At 45.3% G+C, this 22146-nt stretch carries 11 protein-coding genes and 1 pseudogene; 8 read left to right on the top strand and 4 right to left on the bottom strand.

The genetic code is table 11. From position 1 onward, the window contains the following. Positions 1-71 precede the first annotated feature (71 nt). Entirely contained in the window at positions 72-1079 is a 1008-nt protein-coding gene (pspF, locus tag IQ209_RS04380) for a phage shock protein operon transcriptional activator (RefSeq protein WP_193849350.1), read from the bottom strand. Between the two features lie 216 nt (positions 1080-1295). Here pspF and pspA point away from each other — a divergent pair, with 216 nt between their 5' ends. The 6 genes from pspA (at position 1296) to tyrR (ending at position 6914) form a co-directional block, all read left to right on the top strand. Then, entirely contained in the window at positions 1296-1967 is a 672-nt protein-coding gene (gene pspA / locus IQ209_RS04375) for a phage shock protein PspA (RefSeq protein ID WP_193849348.1), read from the top strand. A 32-nt stretch (positions 1968-1999) separates the two neighbouring features. Beyond that, positions 2000-2227, top strand: a complete 228-nt coding sequence (pspB, locus tag IQ209_RS04370) for an envelope stress response membrane protein PspB (protein WP_193849345.1) — start codon at positions 2000-2002, stop codon at positions 2225-2227. Beyond that, the gene (gene pspC / locus IQ209_RS04365) at positions 2227-2589 is read left to right on the top strand and encodes an envelope stress response membrane protein PspC (RefSeq protein ID WP_193849343.1); all 363 of its coding nucleotides are present in this window, start codon (positions 2227-2229) and stop codon (positions 2587-2589) included. The genes pspB and pspC overlap by 1 nt, the downstream gene beginning before the upstream one ends. A gap of 119 nt (positions 2590-2708) precedes the next feature. Continuing rightward, positions 2709-4106, top strand: coding sequence for a YcjX family protein (locus IQ209_RS04360; protein ID WP_193849341.1), 1398 nt, complete (start codon positions 2709-2711; stop codon positions 4104-4106). Further along, a complete protein-coding gene (locus IQ209_RS04355; RefSeq protein WP_193849339.1) occupies positions 4103-5179 on the top strand; it encodes a YcjF family protein in 1077 nt (358 codons plus the stop codon). The genes IQ209_RS04360 and IQ209_RS04355 overlap by 4 nt, the downstream gene beginning before the upstream one ends. A 154-nt stretch (positions 5180-5333) precedes the next feature. Next, positions 5334-6914: a transcriptional regulator TyrR gene (gene tyrR / locus IQ209_RS04350; RefSeq protein ID WP_193849337.1), complete on the top strand. Its 1581-nt coding sequence runs from the start codon at positions 5334-5336 to the stop codon at positions 6912-6914. A 262-nt stretch (positions 6915-7176) separates the two neighbouring features. Here the strand turns inward: tyrR and tpx are convergent, their stop codons facing one another. Next, the gene (tpx, locus tag IQ209_RS04345) at positions 7177-7680 is read right to left on the bottom strand and encodes a thiol peroxidase (protein ID WP_193849335.1); all 504 of its coding nucleotides are present in this window, start codon (positions 7678-7680) and stop codon (positions 7177-7179) included. Between the two features lie 264 nt (positions 7681-7944). On the opposite strand from tpx, the pseudogene IQ209_RS18705 reads away from it, so the two are divergent. Further along, a pseudogene (locus IQ209_RS18705) lies at positions 7945-8031 on the top strand (peptide ABC transporter substrate-binding protein); the annotation flags it as partial. Between the two features lie 32 nt (positions 8032-8063). After that, on the top strand, positions 8064-9047 hold the full coding sequence (zntB, locus tag IQ209_RS04340) for a zinc transporter ZntB (protein ID WP_193849333.1): 984 nt from the start codon (positions 8064-8066) through the stop codon (positions 9045-9047). 211 nt (positions 9048-9258) lie between these two features. Here the strand turns inward: zntB and ttcA are convergent, their stop codons facing one another. Both ttcA and IQ209_RS18215 read right to left on the bottom strand, forming a co-directional pair. Continuing rightward, the gene (ttcA, locus tag IQ209_RS04335; RefSeq protein WP_189761323.1) at positions 9259-10152 is read right to left on the bottom strand and encodes a tRNA 2-thiocytidine(32) synthetase TtcA; all 894 of its coding nucleotides are present in this window, start codon (positions 10150-10152) and stop codon (positions 9259-9261) included. 271 nt (positions 10153-10423) lie between these two features. Next, positions 10424-22141, bottom strand: coding sequence for a non-ribosomal peptide synthetase (locus tag IQ209_RS18215; protein ID WP_228005720.1), 11718 nt, complete (start codon positions 22139-22141; stop codon positions 10424-10426). Positions 22142-22146: the final 5 nt, after the last annotated feature.

Below are 22146 nucleotides of genomic sequence, written 5' to 3'. Positions count from 1 at the left end.
GCACGACATTGCTCACATTGCTTCCAGTATTTTTATTAGCCGGCTCGGGTGCCGGCTACTTTTTTATCTGTCTACTCTATCTTGCCATTAACATCAATACGGTGTTTCTTGATTAACCCGCGGAACTGGTGGTAAGTCAAATGAAGTTTGTCAGCGGCCTTTTTCTGATTGAATTGACTTTCTGTCAGAGCCTGTATGATTAAACCCTTTTCGCTGTCATTTTGCCACTGCCTTAAATCGAGTGGTAATTTGAGAAGGGAGTCATTGCTAATCTCACTCTCAGCGGATGAGGAGGCAGATCGCTGTGATGGTGAAAAGGGATTGATGATGATCGTGTTTAATTCATTTTTACTATTACCATGCCGGTAAATAGAGCGTTCGATGACATTCTTTAATTCTCGAACATTTCCAGGCCAGTGGTAGGAAAGTAACTGTTGTTTAGCTTCGTCAGTAAATCCGGGGAAGAATGGCAATTCCAACTCACGGCACATCTGAATCGCAAAATTTTGTGCCAGTAACATAATATCCTGTTGCCGTTGGCGTAGTGGGGGGATATGAACCACGTCGAACGCGAGTCTGTCAAGCAAATCAGCCCTGAATTTCCCACGAGCAGCCATGGCAGGTAAATCTTCGTTGGTGGCACAGATCAAACGCACATCAACTTGTAATGACTGAGTACCGCCAACACGCTCCAGGTGACCATATTCAATGACACGCAGTAATTTCTCTTGTACTTGCATGGGAGCAGTAGCGAGTTCGTCAAGAAACAAGGTTCCTCCGTCGGCTCGCTCAAAGCGCCCTTGGTGTTTTGAACGGGCACCCGTGAATGCCCCCGCCTCATGACCAAATAGTTCTGAGTCAAGCAGATTTTCATTGAGTGCGGCACAGTTCAGGGAAATGAAAGGACCTTGCCAACGTGGAGAAAGATAGTGTAAACGGCGGGCAATTAACTCCTTACCTGTTCCTCGTTCCCCCAGAACTAAAACAGGTTTGTTCAACTTCGCTAATGCGGAGACTTGTTCCAAAACTTCAATAAAACAGTTTGCTTCACCTAATAGATTATCAATGAACTGGGACATGGTATTTTTCGCCAGAAATGGGTTAATTTGACTAAGCTAGCTAATTGCGATAAAAAAGCAAACAAAAATTATTTCAATAATTTCAATTAGATAATAAAAATAAAAAAGTTGGCATGTATCTTGTAATTAGTTAAATGCCTTACCGTGTATCTTATATCCGTATTTAACAATACACAGGCATAACATATTACATTCTAATGAAAGAGGTTTATAACTATGGGTATTTTTTCTCGTTTTGCTGATATCGTGAATGCCAATATCTCTTCTCTGCTGGATAAAGCAGAAGATCCACAGAAAATGATCCGCTTGATGATTCAGGAAATGGAAGACACACTGGTAGAAATCCGCTCGACCTCCGCCCGTACCCTGGCAGAGAAAAAGCAGCTTTTGCGCCGTATCAACATAGGTGAAAACCAAATTGATGGCTGGCAAGAAAAAGCTGAACTGGCACTGAGCAAGGGTAAAGAAGATTTAGCGCGTGCAGCGTTGATTGAAAAACAGAAAGTCAGTAGCTTAGTTGAAACACTAACACACGAATTATCTATTCTGGATGAGACGCTGGAACGTATTAAAGGTGAAGTGACTGAGCTGGAAAATAAATTGACAGAAGCGCGTGCGAGACAACAATCATTGGCACTGCGTCATCAGGCCGCGGCATCTTCGCGCCAGGTACGCCGTCAGTTGGATAGTGGTAAAATCGATGAGGCAATGGCGCGCTTCGAACAGTTTGAACGTCGGATAGACCATATGGAAGCGGAAGCAGAAGCTTTTGGGTTGGGTAAACAGAAATCACTCGATCAGCAATTTGCAGAATTGAAGGCAGATGATGAAATCAGTGCACAACTAGCGGCCTTGAAAGCTAAAATGAATATCAAAGATTCTCAATGATGACATATGTCATACATAACTAAGGAAAGATAATGGGCTATATATTTCTTGGGATCCCGCTGATCATTTTTGTGCTTTTTGTCTTACCCATCTGGTTGTGGCTGCATTACAGCAACCGCAGCAGCAATCGGGATCAGTTAGGGAACAGTGAAATTCAGTGTTTGGAACAGTTGACGGAGAACGCCAGACGTATGCAAGAACGGATCAAAACGTTAGAAGATATCCTTGACGCAGAGCATCCAAATTGGAGGCAGTCATAATGTCAAATCAATACCGTCGAAAACTTTACCGTCTGCCAGAGCAGGGGGTAGTTAAAGGAGTTTGTGCCGGTCTGGCAGACTATTTTGACGTACCCGCTCCGCTTATTCGTACTATCGCGGTATTATCGCTGTTCTTTGGTCTATTTGGCATAACGGTATTGGCCTATATTATCTTGACCTTTGTCATGGATCCCGCACCTGCGGGCTATTCAGCAGAGGAAAAGTATAGAGGGCCATCAGCACAGAAAATGTTGGACAAAATAGATGACCAATTGAAAGCAAGTGAAGCACGCTTACGCCAAATGGAACGCTATGTGACTTCTGATACTTACAGTGTGCGCAGCCGTTTCCGCCAGCTTTGAGCGTGTAACCAGGCAGTGGATAGCATGGGATCTGGTTTGTAACAGCGGAAATAATATGAGATTTGCCGATGTTACAGACCAGATGAGACTGATTCACGGTATTCCCATTTAGGAGAAACATGAAACGGTTGCAAAACGAACTGACAGCACTCGTTAATCGTGGAATGGACCGTCATTTGCGACTGGCGGTAACCGGATTAAGCCGCAGTGGAAAAACCGCATTTATTACTTCCTTGGTAAACCAACTTTTGCATGTTCACAGTGGAGCCAGATTACCGCTGTTTTCTGCCGTGCGTGATGGGCGTTTGCTTGGTGTGAAGCGAGTGCCACAGCGAGATTTTGGGGTGCCTCGTTTTACCTATGATGAAAACATCGCAGAATTATATGACACACTCCCTAACTGGCCGACGCCAACCCGTGGTGTAAGTGAAATACGTTTAGCGTTGCGCTATCGTTCTGAAGATTCCCTATTTCGCTACCTCAAAGAAACTTCTACCCTTTATTTAGAAATTGTCGATTATCCGGGCGAATGGTTATTGGATTTATCCATGCTGGAACAAAATTATCTGGCGTGGTCACGGCATATGCATGGATTACTGAAAGGAGAAAGAGCGAATTGGGCTAAGCCATGGTTAGCGTTATGCCAGCAATGTGATCCACTGGCGCCTGCTGATGAAAATTTACTGGACAAAATCGCTCAGGCTTATACGGACTACCTGCATCAATGTAAACAGCAAGGTTTGCATTTTATCCAACCTGGCCGTTTTATCTTACCGGGTGATCTGGCGGGAGCACCCGTGTTGCAATTTTTCCCGTGGCCGGATATTGACAGAATCGGAGAGCCACAACTGGCAAAGGCGGATAAACACACCAACATCGGTATGTTGCGTGAGCGTTTTGCTTATTACTGTGATCATATCGTTAAGGCGTTCTATAAAGAGCATTTTCTGCGTTTTGATCGGCAAATTGTGCTGGTGGATTGCTTGCAACCATTAAATAGTGGCCCGCAAGCTTTCAATGATATGCGACTTGCATTAACACAACTTATGCAGAGTTTTCATTATGGTAAACGAACACTGTTTCGTCGTTTATTTTCGCCTTGCATCGATAAATTGCTGTTTGCTGCCAGCAAAGCAGATCATATTACGTCAGATCAACATGCTAATCTCGTTTCACTCTTACAGCATTTGGTACAGGAAGCATGGCAAAATGCGGCGTTTGAAGGGATCAGTATGGATTGTGTGGGGCTTGCGTCTGTTCAGGCAACGGAGAGCGGCATTGTCATGCATAAAGGTGAAAAAATCCCTGCCATTAAAGGCAATCGCTTGTCAGATGATAAATTATTGACATTTTTTCCGGGCGAAGTGCCACAGCGCTTGCCGAATAGTGAATTCTGGCAAAAACAGGGATTTAATTTTGAATCATTTCGGCCAAAACAAACTAATATCAACACGCCGTTACCCCACATACGCATGGATAGCGTGATGGAATTTTTATTGGGAGACAAATTAACATGACCGAACCGTTGAAACCGCGAATGGATTTTGACGATCTTGCACAAACTTCGTCCGAACCATTACTAAAAGCAAAAAAAGAATTCGCTGGGCAGGAAAAAGAATTCTATCCGGTTAGGTCGGAGCGGGAAGCGGAAGAGCAGGAAAGCGAATTTGAAGGTGCAGTGAATGCTGCGCTGAAACCGAAACGCAGTTTTTGGCGAAAAGTTTTTATCAGTGCTGTCCTGTTGTTGGGGATGAGTGTTGTTGCCCAATGTGTTCAGTGGATATACCAGGCATGGCAGCAACATGACTGGATTGCACTGGGGATCGCAGCGGCAGGCAGCATGATTGTATTTGCGGGAATAGGCAGCGTGATAAAGGAATGGCGGCGCCTTTACCATTTGCGGCAGCGTACAGAAGAACGAGACACTGCGAAAACGCTATTGCAAAGTCACGGCATTGGCAAGGGAAGGCAATTTTGTGAAAAATTAGCAGAACAAGCTGGTATTGGGCGGCAACATCCGGCATTACAGCGCTGGCAGGCTGCCGTGCATGAGACTCACAATGATCGTGAAATTGTCATGCTATACAGTCAATTAGTTCAGCCTGTCTTGGATACACAAGCCAGGCAAGAAATCAGTCGCTCAGCCGCGGAATCGGCTTTGATGATCGCTGTCAGTCCATTGGCTATCGTGGATATGGCTTTTATTGCGTGGAGAAACATTCGACTCATTAATCGTATTGCAGCGCTTTATGGCATCGAGTTAGGTTATTTCAGCCGCATTCGCTTATTTCGGTTAGTATTGCTGAATATTGCCTTTGCCGGAGCCTCAGAATTAGTCAGGGAAGTGGGTATGGACTGGTTGTCACAGGACATTGCGGCTCGTCTTTCTGCACGTGCCGCACAAGGGATTGGCGCAGGATTATTGACAGCCCGTTTAGGCATCAAGGCAATGGAATTATGTCGGCCTTTACCGTGGATTGATGGAGATAAACCGAAGTTAGGGGATTTTCGTCACCAATTATTTGTTCAGCTTAAAAGTACGTTACCAATGAAAAACAAAAGTATGGCCAAAGAGACAACAGCAAAGTAACCCATTAATTGATAACTAGTCAATTAATAACAACTGTCATACCAGATTGACATCTTGTTTTTTTGTAAACTTTTGCTGACAAGGGCTTCATCTATTGGAGAGTAACGGGTAACATTCAGACAGTTAAGAACATCGTGTCAATAAGGTCAGAAAAATGCGATTGGAAGTGACTTGTCAGGATCGAATTGGGTTAACCCGCGAATTACTTGATTTACTGGTTTTACGAAATATTGACCTGAAAGGAATTGAAATTTCTCCTGCATGTCGTATTTACCTTAATTTCACTCAAATTGATTTCAATATCTTCCGTGAGTTGATGGCAGAAATTCGTCGTATCAATGGCGTCATTGATGTCAGGACGGTTGCCTTTATGCCATCAGAGAAAGAGCATAGGGCGATGTGGACACTGTTGGAATCGGTTCCTGACCCCATCTTTTCTATTGACATGAAAGGCAATGTTGAACTGGTTAACTCTGCGGCTTTGGCGTTGTTTGGTGTCAGCAAAGAAAAAATTAGCCAAAAAAACATTGGTCATCTGATTAACAATTACAATTTCCTTCGCTGGCTTGAAAGTGAGCATCATCAACACCATACAGCCCAATTATCCATCAAAGGGCAAGATTATGGGATGGATATTATTCCCATGCAATTAATGGATGAAAATCAGGGTATTAGATGTGCAGGGGCGGTAATTATGTTGCGTTTTGGTGAACACCGCTCCACATCGTCACGCAAAAAATTAACCGAAAATGGTGATAACGCTTTTGAACAGATTATTGCCGTCAGTCCTAAAATGGTTCATGTTGTTGAGCAGGCACGTAAAATGGCGATGCTTGATGTTCCTTTACTGCTTGTCGGTGAGACAGGAACGGGAAAAGATGAATTTGCTAAGGCCTGTCACTTGCGCAGTGCAAGGGGAAAACAGCCTTTTCTTGGGCTAAATTGTGCTTCCATGCCGGATGATGTTGTAGAAAGTGAGCTGTTTGGTTATGCAGCGGGAGCTTACCCCAATGCATTGGAAGGCAAAAAAGGATTCTTTGAACAGGCTAATGGCGGTACGGTTTTGTTAGATGAAATCGGTGAAATGTCGCCACAGATGCAGACTAAATTACTGCGTTTCTTGAATGATGGAACATTTCGTCGTGTAGGTGAAGAGAATGAAGTTAAGGTAAACGTCCGAATCATTTGTGCCACTCAGAAAAACTTAATTGAGTTGGTACAAAAAGGGGCGTTTCGGGAAGATCTTTATTATCGGCTGAATGTTTTAACCATCACATTACCGCCTTTGCGGGAGCGTCAGGCGGATATCATGCCATTGACGGACTATTTTGCAACACGTTTTGCGCAAGAACAGGGCTTACATAAACCTAAGTTCTCTGCTGAGTTAGAGCAATTTTTGTGTGGTTATCATTGGCCGGGTAATGTCAGACAGCTTCGCAATGCGATATATCAGGCATTGACTCAACTTGAGAGTAACAAACTCAGTCCGCAGGATATCCGGTTACCTGAACCAGAGGCTGAGGTAACATTTAATGAAGATATTCTGGTGGGTTCTTTGGATGAAATCAGCAAGCGTTTTGAACGCGCTGTGTTGACACGTCTTTATTGTCATTATCCCAGTACGCGTAAGCTGGCAAAACGGCTTGGCGTTTCTCACACGGCAATCGCTAATAAATTACGTGAATATGGCCTGAGTGGTAAGAAACACTTAGTTGAACATGAAGACGATGAATAATCGCTGAAATATTACTGCTTTTAACAATATCTTATACGCATTAAACTTCAAGTTGCAATTTACAACACGCTATGAAACTTGATTTCTCCCCGCGAAGCGGGGATAAATCACGCGCATCTTCAATTACGATTGGTATATATAAAATAAGCTGGCGACGATAAAATAATTAATTATGATTTTATCGTCGCTAGGAAATAAGTTTTAAAGACTAAGTCTTAAAAAATGCGTTGCTGTGTTAAAAAACCAAGCAATAATAAAATAATTATTTCAATGCGGTTAATGCGCTGTCATAATCAGGTTCACTGGTGATTTCATCGACCAATTGACTATAAATAACTTGGTTATTTTCATCCAAAATAACAACTGCGCGTGCAGTCAGTCCACCTAATGGACCTTCGCTTATTGCAACGCCATAATCTTCCTGAAATTTCCCGCCACGCAGTGTAGAAAGAGTGACAACATTAGACAGACCTTCAGAACCACAGAAACGAGACTGAGCAAAAGGCAAATCAGCTGAAATGCACAGCACAACAGTATTATCCAATTCGCTGGCAAGTTGGTTAAATTTACGGACAGATGTGGCACAAACACCGGTGTCAATGCTTGGGAAGATATTAAGCACCTTACGCTTACCTGCGTAATGGCTCAATGCTACATCAGCGAGATCTTTAGCGACTAGCGTGAATTCTTTTGCTGCCTGACCTGTTTGTGGAAAATCTCCGTTAACGGTGATATTACCACCTTGAAACTTGACTGTTTGTGTCATGATTTAATCCCTCTATAAAGTAAACTACGCCGCCAGTGTAAAGGAATAGTGCGATCTTGCCCACAAAAATAGATAAAATATTCAGAAATATTCATCCTTCTTTTAATTAACAATATCTTATAATTTATTTATCACAAAAATACCGTATTGAAAAAAGTCACTATACCAATCTAACTTGAAGATGCGTGTGATTTCTCCCCGCGAAGCGGGGAGAAATCAAGTTTCATAGCGTGTTGTAAATTGCAACTTGAAGTTTAATGCGTATATACCGATGGTCGATTGATCAAACCGTGGTTAAAAGGATATCCGTTCACCAATCCTGAAGGTGTCGCCTATAGTCATGAAGAGTAAGCACGAAATTTAAGTACAAACAAGGAGCAGATGTGGAAACGATCTATGGCTCGGTATTTAAAGGTTCAAATGCAATTTATGCTTGTCAATTAAATGGCAAGGGAGGCGTTACGGCGTTTGGGGAAGATTCACTCGTAACCGCAGAGCAACCAGTGTGGCAACATCTTGATTATAAAAATCCGGCTAGCCATCAATGGATTATGAATACAACCTTGCTACCGTTCCCAGTAAAGGAGGGGTTAGTGAGTGATAATATTCGTCCAAAGGTCGTGCGCACAGGTGAAGGAACTTTGATTACCTTGAGATCGGTGAACCGTAATGATAATGCGCGTCCCGATCATCTGGTTTCATTTCGCATCTATATTAATGACAAAATTATTATCTCCAGCCGGCATCGAAAAATTCATTCCATCGATCAGGTCTTGGCTGATTTGCATAACGGTGTTGGTGCGAAAAGTACAGGGAATTGGTTTGTAGAAATAGCGGGGGCCATTACTGATGAAGCCAATGACTTTATTGAAGAGCTACATGACAACCTGATTGAGTTTGAAGATGATATTTTGGAGCAGAAAGTTCCTGGTCGCGGAGAATTAGTATTATTGCGTAAACAGCTAATCGTTCTGCGCCGATATATGGCACCACAGCGAGATATTTTTATCCGTTTGGCCAGTGAAAAATTGCCTTGGATGAATGATGAAGAGCGCCGTTTAATGCAGGAGATTGCTGACCGGTTGGGCAGGGGAATCGATGATCTTGATGGTTGTATTGCCCGCACCGCAATTCTTGCTGATGAGATCACGTCCATGATGGCGGATGCCATGAACCGCCGTACTTACATGATGTCTCTATTGGCGATGGTATTCTTGCCAACTACCTTTTTGACGGGGTTATTCGGTGTTAACCTGGGGGGAATACCCGGTAATGAATATCGGTTTGGGTTCGGCTTCTTCACGCTTTTGTTGTCACTATTAATGGTGGCTTTTGCGTGGTGGCTAAGGCGAAGCAAATGGCTATAGGGTTTGAGATAAATCAATAATCGATAGCCATAATTAAGGCATCATAGGTTCCGCAGGTGAATACAACGTTGAACGTTGTACTCCATAATTGTAGTTTTTCTCATATTGAGTTTTACACAGAATAATTGCTCATTAATTATGCCGATACTTGTTTTAGTATCGGCTATTTTTTTGACAGAATTTAAACAGCCTGTATAAAAACGGCTTATTTTTAAATGTTTGTCACATCGATAAACAGTGATTCATTAATATTCGTTGACGATACCACTGCTTCGTTAAAAGCATACTCTTCCCTTTCCCCCTCACGATGCAATGGCAAGTTGACAAAATCGAAAATCGTTTTGTCTGCCAATTGGCTTGGGCTAACATTCTGAATAGACTTAAAAATATTCTCTACCCGGCCTGGTGTTTTCTTATCCCAATCTACTAACATTGCTTTGATCGCCTGTCGCTGTAAGTTTTCTTGGGAACCACATAAGTTGCAAGGAATGATTGGGAATTTTTTGCTTTCCGCATACTCAATCAGGTCTGTTTCCCTGCAATATGCCAGCGGCCTTATAACGACATTACGGCCATCGTCAGAGCGTAATTTTGGCGGCATCGCTTTCATACGTGCGCCATGGAACATATTCAGGAACAGTGTTTCAACGATGTCATCAAGATGATGTCCCAGTGCAATTTTTGTTGCCCCGATTTTTTCTGCGAAAGAATAGAGAGTACCGCGACGTAGCCTTGAGCACAATCCACAGGTAGTTTTGCCTTCAGGGATTTTTTCTTTAACTACTGAATAGGTATCTTTATCGACAATGTAGTATGGAATATCCAGGCTTTCAAAATATTGGGGTAAAATGTGCTCAGGAAAGCCAGGCTGTTTCTGATCAAGGTTCACGGCAACGACTTTGAATTTTATTGGCGCTGCTTTTTGCAGATTCAACAGAATATCTAACATCGCGAATGAATCTTTGCCACCACTGATACATGCCATTACAACATCGTTGTCTTCAATCATATTGTAATCAATAATGGCATTACCAACGTTTCTCCGCAGGCGTTTTTGGAGTTTGTTGAATTCAAGTGTTTCTTTTCTCGTATCTTTTTGATTCATTGCGACTTCTCACATTGCCGATTATATCGGCTGTAGATTTCCTATACGGATCCTTTGCAGGGGCTGGATTATACGGATTTTTCTTTTTGTTTGAAACCTGTCTGTGTCCAACAGATTTTAGCCATATGTTGAGCATTGTTGTAAAAGAGTATGGTTACCGTAGTTGTTAGCGATGAAGGCATCATTAATGGCGACTGGAAAAATACGCCATTTCTAATAATAAAGACGTAAGAAAAGATGAGGCCAGCGGCACTGGCCTCGTTAAGTTACTCTATATTGATATATCATCCTTAATTGACAATGTGTTAATTATTTCTGCACTGATACTGGAAACAGACTCAATAATATTTTCGTGATAACAATCATCAATCAACTTAATGACTAATGGTTTGATTGACCATTGTGAAATATTGTTATCTGGTGTTTTGATTATCAGTTGACTCATGGTAAGTCCTGCTTCTTCTTTATGATGTGGGTTTGCCTGACCAGCCTTAAATAAAGTGATATTTGTATGTGCTAATTTTCCGCTTAAATGACAGTTCGCTATTTCAGACTCAAAGGGTATTGCTTCTAATACTTTATTGATATAAGTTTCGTTTGCTCCCATTTCCTGTAACTTTCTGACAACCTTGTTATATGCATTTGATATATCTAATTTATTTCTGAGTTCTTTTATCTCATCATTATTAATGACGGTATCTAATAAAAACAACTGAATCTCTTTTGCACCAAGTTGTTCCAATTGAAATGCAATCTCTATCGCTAATTGTCCTCCTAATGACCAGCCTAGAATACGGATAGGTTTATCAATGGAAGTTTCGGTTAAGATTAATTGCATGTAGATCTGTGCTATCTGTCGTAATGAATCGATTTTATGCTCTGTGGAAAGATTGTAATTATCGATACCGATGCAGTTATACGTATCAGATAAAACATTTGCCAGAGGCTCATAGACTTCACTACCGCAATTAACTGCATGGATCATAAACAGTTTATTGCTTGCGGTTGATTCTGGTGTTAAAAAATTAAGTAAATTAGATGTAGCGCTACCGGCTTCCAACCATTGGGATAACAAGGAAATGCATTTGTAGCTAAATAGAATATTTAAAGGAATATCAACGTTTATTTCATTACGCATTGCTGTAGTTAATTTAATCGCTATGAGGGAATTACCACCAATGCGGAAGAAGTTATCTTCAATGCTTACCCGTTCCAAACCTAACACATCCTGCCAAATAGCACATAACTGGGCTTCCAGTGCATTACGGGGAACAATATAGTTGTCACTCTTGCCCCATACCGGTGTTGGCAGGGCGCGGCGATCCAGCTTGCCGTTGAGAGTTAACGGTACGGATTCGATACGGGTAAAGTTGGCGGGCAGCATATAGTCTGGCAAGCGGGTGGAAAGATACCGAACCAAGGTATCATCGTGCAGTACACCGTCGGTGACCAGATACGCCACCAGTATTTGATCCCCTTTGTGCTCATGGTCAATCACCACCGCCTGTTTGACCTGTGAGTGTGAAGTCAGGGCGTTTTCGATTTCTCCCAACTCAATGCGATAGCCACGGATTTTAACCTGAAAATCATTACGCCCCAGATATTCCAGCTCCCCGTTCGGCCGCCAGCGGACTAAGTCGCCGGTTTTGTACAATCGGGTATAACCACAGGCTTTATCTGCTTCTGACGCAAACGGGTTCTCAACAAAACGTTCAGCGGTGAGTTCAGGTCGGTTTAAATACCCCCGTGCCAGTCCGGCACCGCCAATATACAATTCGCCTGGTGTGCCAATAGGAGATGGATGACCTTGTTGGTCAATAACATATAGACGAACATTATTGATGGCCTTACCGATATTGTTGGCCATTTCCCCGGATTGGTAGTGCTTGCCGCTGGCACAAACGGTCACTTCGGTCGGGCCGTACGCATTCAGTACCTCGCAGTGATGACTGAAATAGTCAAGAAAATCTAAAGACGGGGCTTCTCCCGCGGTCACCAGTAACTGTAAAGAGGGCAATTCAGTGCCAATTAACATTTTTAATATGGCTGGGGGTAAGGTGGCTAATTCAATGCCTTCACGCTGGATCAGTTGTGCAATGGCCGGTGCATTGCGCTCTGTTTCGCTGCACAGATAGACCGTCAGGCCATGCAGTAAACTGACAAACAGTTCAGAAACCGAGGCATCAAAGACATAAGCCGCAAACATTAGGGCTTTTTTGCGCTTTGCGATATCAAACAATGTTGCCTGTGCTGCCACCAGATGAGCCACATTTTTATGCTCAATCATGACGCCTTTGGGCTGCCCCGTGGTGCCCGAGGTGTAGATAATATAGGCCAGATCGGCAGGATTATTGACGGATGCCAAATTTTCCACTGACTGATTTCTGGTGAGGGTTTGATCATCTGCCGCTATCCGTATCGGCGGCTCTGCCCGTGCCTGAGCATATTCCGCCAGTGCTGTCAGATACCGTTGCTGGGTGAGGAGGCACGGGCTTTGGGTATCTTGCAGAATAAACTGTACCCGCTCTGGTGGATATGCCGGGGAAATCGGTACATACGCGCCACCGGCTTTCAGCACTGCCAGAATACTGATGACCATCTCCAGACTGCGGTCAAGATAGAGGGCGATGGGGGTATTTGCTGGCATGGGGGCACAATGTTCACGAATAATCCGGGCTAACTGATTGGCCCGTTGGTTTAATTGCCGGTAGGTCAGGGTTTCCCCTTCAAATACCAGCGCTATATTATCCGGCGTCTTTGCTGCCTGTACTTCAAAGAGCTGCTGCAAGGTTTTCTCTTGCGGGTAAGGGGCATCGGTCTGGTTCCAGGTGTGCAGCAGGGTATGGCGCTCCGGGGCCGACAGGATATCAATCCCCGCCAGCGATTGTTGCGGGTCTGTCACGAAGGCGGCCAGCACCCGTTGGTAGATAGCGGCCAGCCGTGCCATGGTGGTGTCGTTAAACAGGCTGACCGCGTAATTCAGGTTGCCTGTAATAGCGGGTTGTCCCTCGGACAGAAACAGGCTCAGGTCAAACTTGGCGGGGCTGTACAGGGATTCATCTAATGTCACCGGCTGAAACGGCAGTCTGGCTTCATCTGGCCGGTGTTCCCCAACACGGTGTAAGCCAAACATAACCTGAAAAATCGGATGACGGGCGGGGTCACGCTCAATTGCCAGAGCGTCAAGCAGTTGTTCAAACGGCATGTCCTGATGCGCTTTGGCATCGGCAAGCAACTGATGAATTTGTTGAATCAGGGTGGCGACATTGTCTGTCAGCACAAGCTGTGCCCGCAAGACCAGAGAGTTGACAAACATCCCTATCAGGGATTGAGTTTGGGCGTGATGCCGGTTATCAGTTGGTGTGCCCAGTACGATATCGTTTTGGCCGGATAGTTTTGCCAGCGTGACATAAAAGCCGCTGAGCAGCACGGTATACAGGGTGGTTTCCTGATTTTTTGCCAGCATTCTGAGCTGGTCAGAGAGGGGGGCATCCAGCGTAAAATTGAAGTCCCGTCCCTGATAACTGACCTGAGCGGGTCTGGGGGCGTCTGTTGGCAAGGCCAGGGTTTCGTAGTGGGCTAAGGTCTGTCGCCAGTAAGCGAGCTGGCGTTCACGCACATCGCCCTGTAAATATTCCCGCTGCCAGGCGGCATAATCGCCATAGGTGATATCCAGAACGGGCAACCGGCTGTCACGGCCGGCTAACAAGGCTGGGTAAATCTCGGCCAGTTCACGCATAAAAATGTCGATGGCCCAGCCATCAATGGCGATATGGTGCCATAACATCAGGAAGTAATGCTTATCGGCCAGGGCATAGTGACAGAGGCGCAGACCGGGTTCGGTGGTCAAATCAAATGGCGTGGCTGTCTCAGTGCGTATGGTATCCAGAAGCGTGTCAATATCATCACAGGGCGGTATTGCCCTGATAACCAACGGCCTGTCCAGTATCTGCTGGTAATGCTGTCCACCATCATGATGGGGGTATACCGTTCTTATCACGGCATGGCGCTGCGCTAATCGGTTAATGGCGGTTTCTAACACGGGCAGACAGGCGGCATTATCCAGTTGCACCAGATAAGGGATATGGTAGGCATCGGTGCCCTGTTCAAACTGCTCGATAAATAGCATTCGCTCCTGAGCAAAGGATAAGGGATAGTGCTCCTGTTCACGGTGAGGGATAACCGTATTGACGGGTTGTCCCCTCTGGGTCACCAGACCGGCAATGGTTTTGCGTTCAAAGAGTTGTGTCAGTGAAACCTCAAGCCCAAGGGTGTGGTGAATCGCTGCCGTCAGCTTAATCGCAGTCAGGGAATTACCACCAATGCGGAAGAAGTTATCTTCAATCCCCACCCGCTCCAAACCTAACACTTCCTGCCAAATAGCACATAATTGGGCTTCCAGTGCATTACGGGGCACTATATAACTGTCCCGATTATCCCATACCGGTGCTGGCAGGGCACGGCGGTCCAGTTTACCGTTGAGGGTTAAGGGTACAGATTCAATACGGGTAAAACTGGCGGGCAGCATATAGTCCGGCAGGCGGGTGGAAAGATACCGAATCAGAGTATCATCCGACAGCTCGCCCTCGGTGACCAGATATGCCACCAGCACTTGATTCCCGTTGTGTTCATGGTCAGTCACCACCGCCTGTTTGACCTGTGGGTGTGAAGTCAGGGCGTTTTCGATTTCCCCTAATTCGATACGGTAGCCCCGGATCTTAACCTGAAAATCATTGCGTCCCAGATATTCCAGCTCCCCGTTCGGCAGCCAGCGGACTAAGTCACCGGTTTTGTACAAACGGGTATAGCCACGGGCTTTATCTGCTGCTGAGGCAAACGGATTCTCAACAAAACGCTCAGCGGTGAGTTCAGGCCGGTTTAAATACCCCCGTGCCAGTCCGGCACCGCCGATATATAACTCCCCCGTCGCACCGATAGGAGATAAGTTACCCTGTTTGTCAACGACATACAGACGGGCGTTATTAATGGCTCTGCCAATATTGCGGGCAATCTCCCCGGATTGGTAGTGCTTGCCGCTGGCACAAACGGTCACTTCGGTCGGGCCGTAAGAGTTGAATACATCGCTGTGATGGCTGAAATAGTCAAGGAAATCTAGGGATGGGGCTTCTCCTGCGGTCACCAATAACTGCAAAGAGGGGAACTCAGTGCCGATTAATAACTTCAGTATGGCAGGAGGCAGGGCGGCGATTTCAATACCTTCGCGCTGGATCAGTTGTGCAACGGCCGGGGCATTGCGCTCTGTTTCGCTGCACAGATAGACCGTCAGGCCATGCAGTAAACTGGAAAACAGTTCGAAAACGGAACCATCAAAGACATAAGCCGCAAACATTAAGGCTTTTTTTCGCTTTGTGATATCAAACAGTGCTGCCTGTGCTGCCACCAGATGGGCCACATTTTTATGTTCGATCATGACGCCTTTAGGCTGCCCCGTGGTGCCTGAGGTGTAGATAATATAGGCCAGGTCGGCAGGATTATTGACGGATGCCAAATTTTCTACTGACTGATCTCTGGTGAGAGTTTGGTCATCTGCCGCTATCCGTATCGGCGGCTTTCTCAGCGCTTGAGTATATTCTGCCAGTGCTGTCAGATAGTGTTGCTGGGTAAGGACACACGGGCTTTGGGTATCTTGCAGAATAAACTGCACCCTCTCCGGCGGATATGCCGGGGAAATAGGCACATAAGCGCCACCGGCTTTCAGTACCGCCAGAATACTGATGACCATCTCCAGACTGCGGTCAAGATAGAGGGCGATAGGGGTGTCTGCTGGCAGAGGGGCCTCTTTATATTGCTGATAATGTTCACGAATAACACGGGCTAACTGATTTGCCCGTTGATTTAACTGCCGGTAGGTCAGGGTTTCCCCTTCAAACACCAGTACCACATTATCTGGCGTCCTTTCTGCCTGTACTTCAAAAAGTTGCTGTAAGGTTTTATCTTGCGGGTAAGGGGCATCGGTCTGGTTCCAGGTGTGCAGCAGGGTATAACGCTCTGCTTCACTGAGGAACAAGATGGTGGTATGAAGCTGGTGTGGATCACCGGCCACAGCGTGTAGAATGCGTTCAAGCTGATGCAACAAGCGCTGTGCTTGTTTGTCGGTCAGCCAATCTTCACCATAACCCAATTTAACCGTAAGACAGTTATTCTGCTCATAGGCCATTAACGACACCGGATAGTCCACTTTTTCGATGGCCTGGCGGAATATCAGGGTATTCTCAATACCTCCTTCATTTTCGTTTGCCACGGGGATGGGGTAGTTTTCAAAGACAAACAGGCTATGGAATAACCGTTCTCCGTCGGATTGCAAACTGGCAAGTGAGACGGCACTGTGGCTGTTGAGTGCAGCGATATCTTTCTGTATAGCTTGTAAAACACTAATAACCCTATGGGTATTATCCCACTGCACCATTAATGGCAACGTATTAATATACAGGCCGACGCTGGATTCAATACCGTCTACCGGTATATCGCGTCCGGATACGGTGGTGCCGACAATAGTCTGCTCATCTCCAGTGTAACTGTGCAGTAATTTATGCCAGGCAAATTGCAAGACTACGTTCAGGGTAATGCCTTGTTCACGACACATTTTCTTAAGTTGTTGATATACGTTTTCCTGGACGGAAATAGTTTGCCTCGCGGGTTTTTCAATCGCTCTTATCAGGTTTAAATCAACGTGATGACTTAACAGAGCAGAAAGATTGTTGGTTCCCTGAAATTGTGCTTTGCGCTTCTCCCAATAGATTTCAGATCCGGCTTTGTGTTCCAGATAATATTGCTGGGTTGCCAGATAGGCTTTATCTGCCACTATTTGGGGAACGCGTTTTTGTGCGAGTTGGTTGTAATATTCATGCACATTTTGCAATAAAATGGGGTTACTCCAACCGTCAGTAATACTGTGGTGTTGTGTGATCAGCACCGTTACCCGTTGTTCACGCTGTTTAATTAAGGTAAAGCGGATTAAACCGGGCTGACGTAAATCAAAGGGTAAGGTGCGATCATGTTGTTGGATCGCTTTAATTGCCCTGACTTTCTCTTCTGACGGTAAGTGACTGATATCTTTGGTAATAAAATTTGTCGAATCAAGGCTTGCCCCGTCAGTCACAATCTGCAAAACCTCTTCTTCCCAATTAAATGCTGTTCTGAGGATGGGAAAGCGCAGTGAGGTTAGAACCCAGGCCTGTTGGTAGGCGGCAAGGTCGAGTTGAGTGTGATAATCCAATAGCAGTTGCACGCGATAAGCATCATCCTGTGGTTGAGCCAGATGATGATAAATAAACCCCTGCTGCAAGCTGGTTGCGGGGTACAGTGCTTCAATTTGATATGTCTGTTGAAGATGACGCAAAAGTTTGATTGAGATCCCTTCAATACCGTAGTCACTGGGCGTTTTTATTCCGCCCAATTGAGCCTGTTTTTGACCCGCGGTGATAACAGAATTAAGTGCCTGCTCAAAGGCTGTGATAAATTTCTGTGTCTGAGTTTGTGATAAGGACGAACTGAGACTAAATTGCAACCTGCCCGTTTGAATTAAGCCATTAATATTCAATAACAAATGACTATGGTTATCATCTGCCACGACGGTTCCACAGTCGTCGCTGATCAGTGACCAGTTTTGTTCAGTTCCTGTGCCTAACTGCCCGAGATAATTGAAGCCAATTATCGGTAAATCTTCCGACAGATATCCGGCCTGACGTAATGCGCCATAACCGATACCTTTGTTTGGCACGGCACGCAGCATCTCTTTTGTGTGAATAATCGTCTCAGCAATATTGTCCTGCATTACCAGACGAACAGGATAGGTGGTTGTAAACCAGCCGACGGTTTCTGAAACATCCAGTGTGTTATCAATCGCTTCCCGTCCATGACCTTCAAGCATAATGTGGTTAACTGGATGTGAGAAAATAGTCTGTAATGCTAATGTGAGGGCGCTAAGCAATAAGTCGTTAATTTCGGTATGGTAACCGGCATTGGCTTCACGTAGCAGAATGTCGGTTAATTCGGCGGAAACACTCAACCTGTGTTGGCTCATTTCATGCGAAGCAGAGTAGACATGGTTTTCAGCCATGGCTTGCTGCCAATAGAGAATTTCCTGTTGATGGTGCTCTGCATAGCGATGGACTGCATTAACCCATTGCCGATAGCTACTGGTTTTCGCTGGCAGCGTTTCGCCTTGCAGCAATCTGCGCATATCTTCCGCAATAATTCGCCAGGACACGACATCAATAATCAGATGATGAAAGGCGAAGAATACGCGGGCGCTGCCATCGGAATATCCGGTCAGATGAGCGGCTTGCCACAAAGGGCCAGTGCAATAATTGAAGCCACTTTGCCATTGGGTCAGTTGTTGTTGATCCAATTCATTAAAATCACAATGCGGTAATGTGGGCAACCAGGGGGGAATTCCTGTGGGATAACACTGGCGATAACCCTGTTCGGTATTAATAAAATGAGCGCGTAGCATATCATGCCGCTCAGTCAGTGCGATTAACGTCTGTTCAATAGCAGCATGACTGATATTGCCTGGCAGACGGATCATAAATGCCTGATTCCAATGATGCGGGCTTGATAAATTCCAGTTGAAAAAATCTTGCTGGATAGGCAATAGACCAAATTCCCCATTCAATAATCCCTGTTCAGCCACTACAGATACATGGGATGAAGTTTGTGTCAGCAGTTGCGCTAACCGCTCTACCGTTGGTGCTTCAAAGATCGATTTGACTTGCAGGGAAAAGCCAGCCCGTCGCAGCCTGGAAACCAGTTTGATGCTGATTATGGAATCGCCACCAACACGGAAAAAATTGTCTTCAATGCCAATTCTCTCCAGCCCTAACACTTCCCGCCAAATGGCACACAACTGGGTTTCTAAGTCATTACGGGGCGCTATATAACTGTCGCGGTTTTCCCATTTCGGCTCTGGCAGGGCGCGGCGATCCAGCTTGCCGTTGAGGGTTAAAGGTATGGATTCAATGCGGGTAAAGTTGGCAGGCAGCATATAGTTTGGCAAGCGGGTAGAAAGATATCTAATCAGGGTGTCATCGGATAGCGTGCTATCTGTGACCAAGTACGTGATCAGTACCTTATTTCCTTTATGCTCGCGATCAATGACCACTGCCTGTTTTATCTGTGGGTGTGAGGTCAGGGCACTTTCGATTTCCCCCAGTTCAATGCGATAGCCGCGAATTTTAACCTGAAAATCATTGCGCCCCAGATATTCCAGCTCCCCATTCGGTAGCCAGCGAACTAAGTCGCCGGTTTTGTACAGGTGGGTATAGCCGTTGGCTTTGTCTTCTGGGGTGGCAAAGGGATTTGGCACGAAACGTTCGGCAGTGAGTTCTGGATGATTTAAATAACCGCGTGCTAATCCGGCACCGCCGATGTATAACTCGCCTGATGCACCGATGGGGGACAGGTTGTCCTGTTTGTCAAAAACATACAGACGAACGTTATTAACTGCTTTACCAATATTGCTGGCAATGTCTCCATGTTGATAGCGCTTTCCAGTCGCACAAACGGTGATTTCGGTCGGACCGTACGCATTCACTACATCACAGTGATGGCTGAAATAATCAAGAAAATTTAAGGACGGTGATTCACCGGCCGTCACTAATAACTGTAAGGAAGATAACTTAGTACCAACTAATAATTTCAATATAGCCGGGGGTAAGGTAACGATTTCAATACCTTCGCGTTGGATCAGTTGTGCAACGGCCGGTGCATTGCGTTCTGTTTCGCTGCACAGATAGACCGTCAGGCCATGCAGTAAACTGAGAAACAGTTCGGAAACCGAGGCATCAAAGACATAGGCCGCAAACATTAAGGCTTTTTTTCGCTTTGTGATATCAAACAGTTCTGCCTGTGCCGCCACCAGATGAGCCACATTTTTATGCTCAATCATGACGCCTTTAGGCTGTCCTGTGGTGCCTGATGTATAGATGATATAGGCCAAATCAGTAGGTTTATTGACCGGAACCAAATTTTCCACGGACTGATCCCTGATGATTGTTTGGTCATCTGCCGCTATCGATATCGGTGATCCCGCGAGTGTTGCCAGATGTCGTTTTTGGGTGAGTACGCACAGGCTTCCGGTATCTTGCAGAATAAACTGCACCCGTTCCGGGGGATATTCGGGGGATATAGGCACATAAGCGCCGCCGGCTTTCAGCACTGCTAAGATACTAATCACCATTTCCAGACTGCGGTCAAGGTAGAGGGCGATGGGGGTGTCTGCTTGCAAAGGGGCATCATTGTACTGCTGAAAACGTTCACGAATAACACGGGCTAACTGATTGGCCCGTTGATTTAATTGCCGGTAGGTTAGGATTTCCCCTTCAAATACCAGTGCCACATTATCCGGTGTCTTTTCAGCCTGTACTTCAAAGCGTTGCTGTAAGGTTTTATCTTGCGGGTAAGGCGCATCAGTCTGATTCCAGGTGTGCAGTAGGGTATGACGCTCTTCTTCACTAAGGAACAAGATAGAAGTATGAAGCTGGTGTGGATCACAGGCTACAGCGTGTAGAATACGTTCAAGCTGATAAAGTAAGCGTTGCGCTTGTTTATCTGTCAGCCAGTCTTCACCGTAGCCTAACTTGACGATCAGGCTGTTATCCTGTTCATAAGCCTTCAGCGATACCGGATAATCCACTTTTTCGAAAACCTGACGGAATGTCAGGGTGTTTTCAATGCCGTCCTCGTTTTCGTTCGCTACAGGCTCAGGGTAGTTTTCAAAAACCAGCAGGCTGTGGAATAACCGTTTCCCATCGGATTGTAAGCCGGCAAGCGATATCGCACTGTGGCTGTTGAGTGCGGCGATATCCTGTTGTATCTCTTGCAATATAGCAGCTACGCTGTCAGCCTGGTTCCATTGCACTGTTAACGGTAACGTATTGATATACAAGCCGACACTAGACTCAACACCCTTTACCGGTACATCGCGTCCGGATACAGTAGTACCGACAATGGTCTGTTCATCTCCGGTGTAACTGTGCAGTAATTTATGCCAGGCAAATTGCAGTACCACATTCAGGGTAACACCTTGCATTCGGCACATATCCTTAAGTTGCGTATAGGCGTCTCCTCGCACAATAAGCGCTTGTTCGGCTGGCTTTTCAACGGTTTTTATCAGCGTTAAATCAACATGCTGACTTAGCAGCGCAGAAAGATCGTTGGCTCCCTGAAAGTGAGTTTTGCGCTGCGCCCAATAGGCTTCTGTTTCAACTTTATGATCCAGATGATATTGCTGGGTTGCCAGATAAGCCTGTTCTACGTCAACCTGCGGTACTTGTCGCTTTATCAGTTGATTGTAATATTCATGTACAGCCTGTAATAAAATCGAGTTACTCCAGCCATCGGCAATACAGTGATGTTGGGTGATCAGCACGGTTACCCATTGTTCATTTTGCTTGATGAAAGTGAAGCGGATTAATCCGGGCTGGCTTAAATCAAAAGGCAAGGTACGGTCATGTTGTTGGATTGCTTCAATCGCCTTGTTTCGCTCTGTTTCTGGTAATTGGCTGATATCTTTACTCTTGAAATTCGCTGAATTGATACTGGCACCCGCAGTGATAATCTGCAAAATTTCCCCTTCCCAATCAAATGCGGTTCTGAGGATAGGGAAACGCAGGGAGGCCAGCGACCAGGCTTGTTGATAGGCGGTAAAGTCGATATTGGTGTGATAATCCAACAGCAATTGCATGCGATAGGCATCATCCTGTGGTTGAGTCAGATGATGATAAATAAACCCCTGTTGTAAACTGGTGGCAGGAAATATCACTTCAATGCCATTAAAGGTAAAACGTTTGAAATCCTCTTCGGAGAAAATGTTCTCTTCATGTAAGAAAGTTAATATGTTTTCCCTTTTCTTCTTAACCTTATCAATAAGCTGGACAGGGGGTGTTTCCCCTGTAAATGCCAGTTTTAATTTATTCTCATAAGCCCATATCGATACATGATTTTTTTTAAGTTCTTTAAATAGCATCAACA

It is taken from the genome of Xenorhabdus sp. BG5, from assembly GCF_015163665.1.
Classification (GTDB): domain Bacteria; phylum Pseudomonadota; class Gammaproteobacteria; order Enterobacterales; family Enterobacteriaceae; genus Xenorhabdus.
This window is presented reverse-complemented; position numbering and strand designations above follow the sequence as displayed.

Bases quoted from the DNA above. Each gene is read 5' to 3' on its own strand.
- pspB (WP_193849345.1), top strand. From the start codon at position 2,000: ATGGGCTATATATTTCTTGGGATCCCGCTGATCATTTTTGTGCTTTTT.
- pspF (WP_193849350.1), bottom strand. From the start codon at position 1,079: ATGTCCCAGTTCATTGATAATCTATTAGGTGAAGCAAACTGTTTTATT.
- IQ209_RS18215 (WP_228005720.1), bottom strand. From the start codon at position 22,141: ATGCTATTTAAAGAACTTAAAAAAAATCATGTATCGATATGGGCTTAT.
- pspA (WP_193849348.1), top strand. From the start codon at position 1,296: ATGGGTATTTTTTCTCGTTTTGCTGATATCGTGAATGCCAATATCTCT.
- pspC (WP_193849343.1), top strand. From the start codon at position 2,227: ATGTCAAATCAATACCGTCGAAAACTTTACCGTCTGCCAGAGCAGGGG.
- tyrR (WP_193849337.1), top strand. From the start codon at position 5,334: ATGCGATTGGAAGTGACTTGTCAGGATCGAATTGGGTTAACCCGCGAA.
- IQ209_RS04360 (WP_193849341.1), top strand. From the start codon at position 2,709: ATGAAACGGTTGCAAAACGAACTGACAGCACTCGTTAATCGTGGAATG.
- tpx (WP_193849335.1), bottom strand. From the start codon at position 7,680: ATGACACAAACAGTCAAGTTTCAAGGTGGTAATATCACCGTTAACGGA.
- IQ209_RS04355 (WP_193849339.1), top strand. From the start codon at position 4,103: ATGACCGAACCGTTGAAACCGCGAATGGATTTTGACGATCTTGCACAA.
- ttcA (WP_189761323.1), bottom strand. From the start codon at position 10,152: ATGAATCAAAAAGATACGAGAAAAGAAACACTTGAATTCAACAAACTC.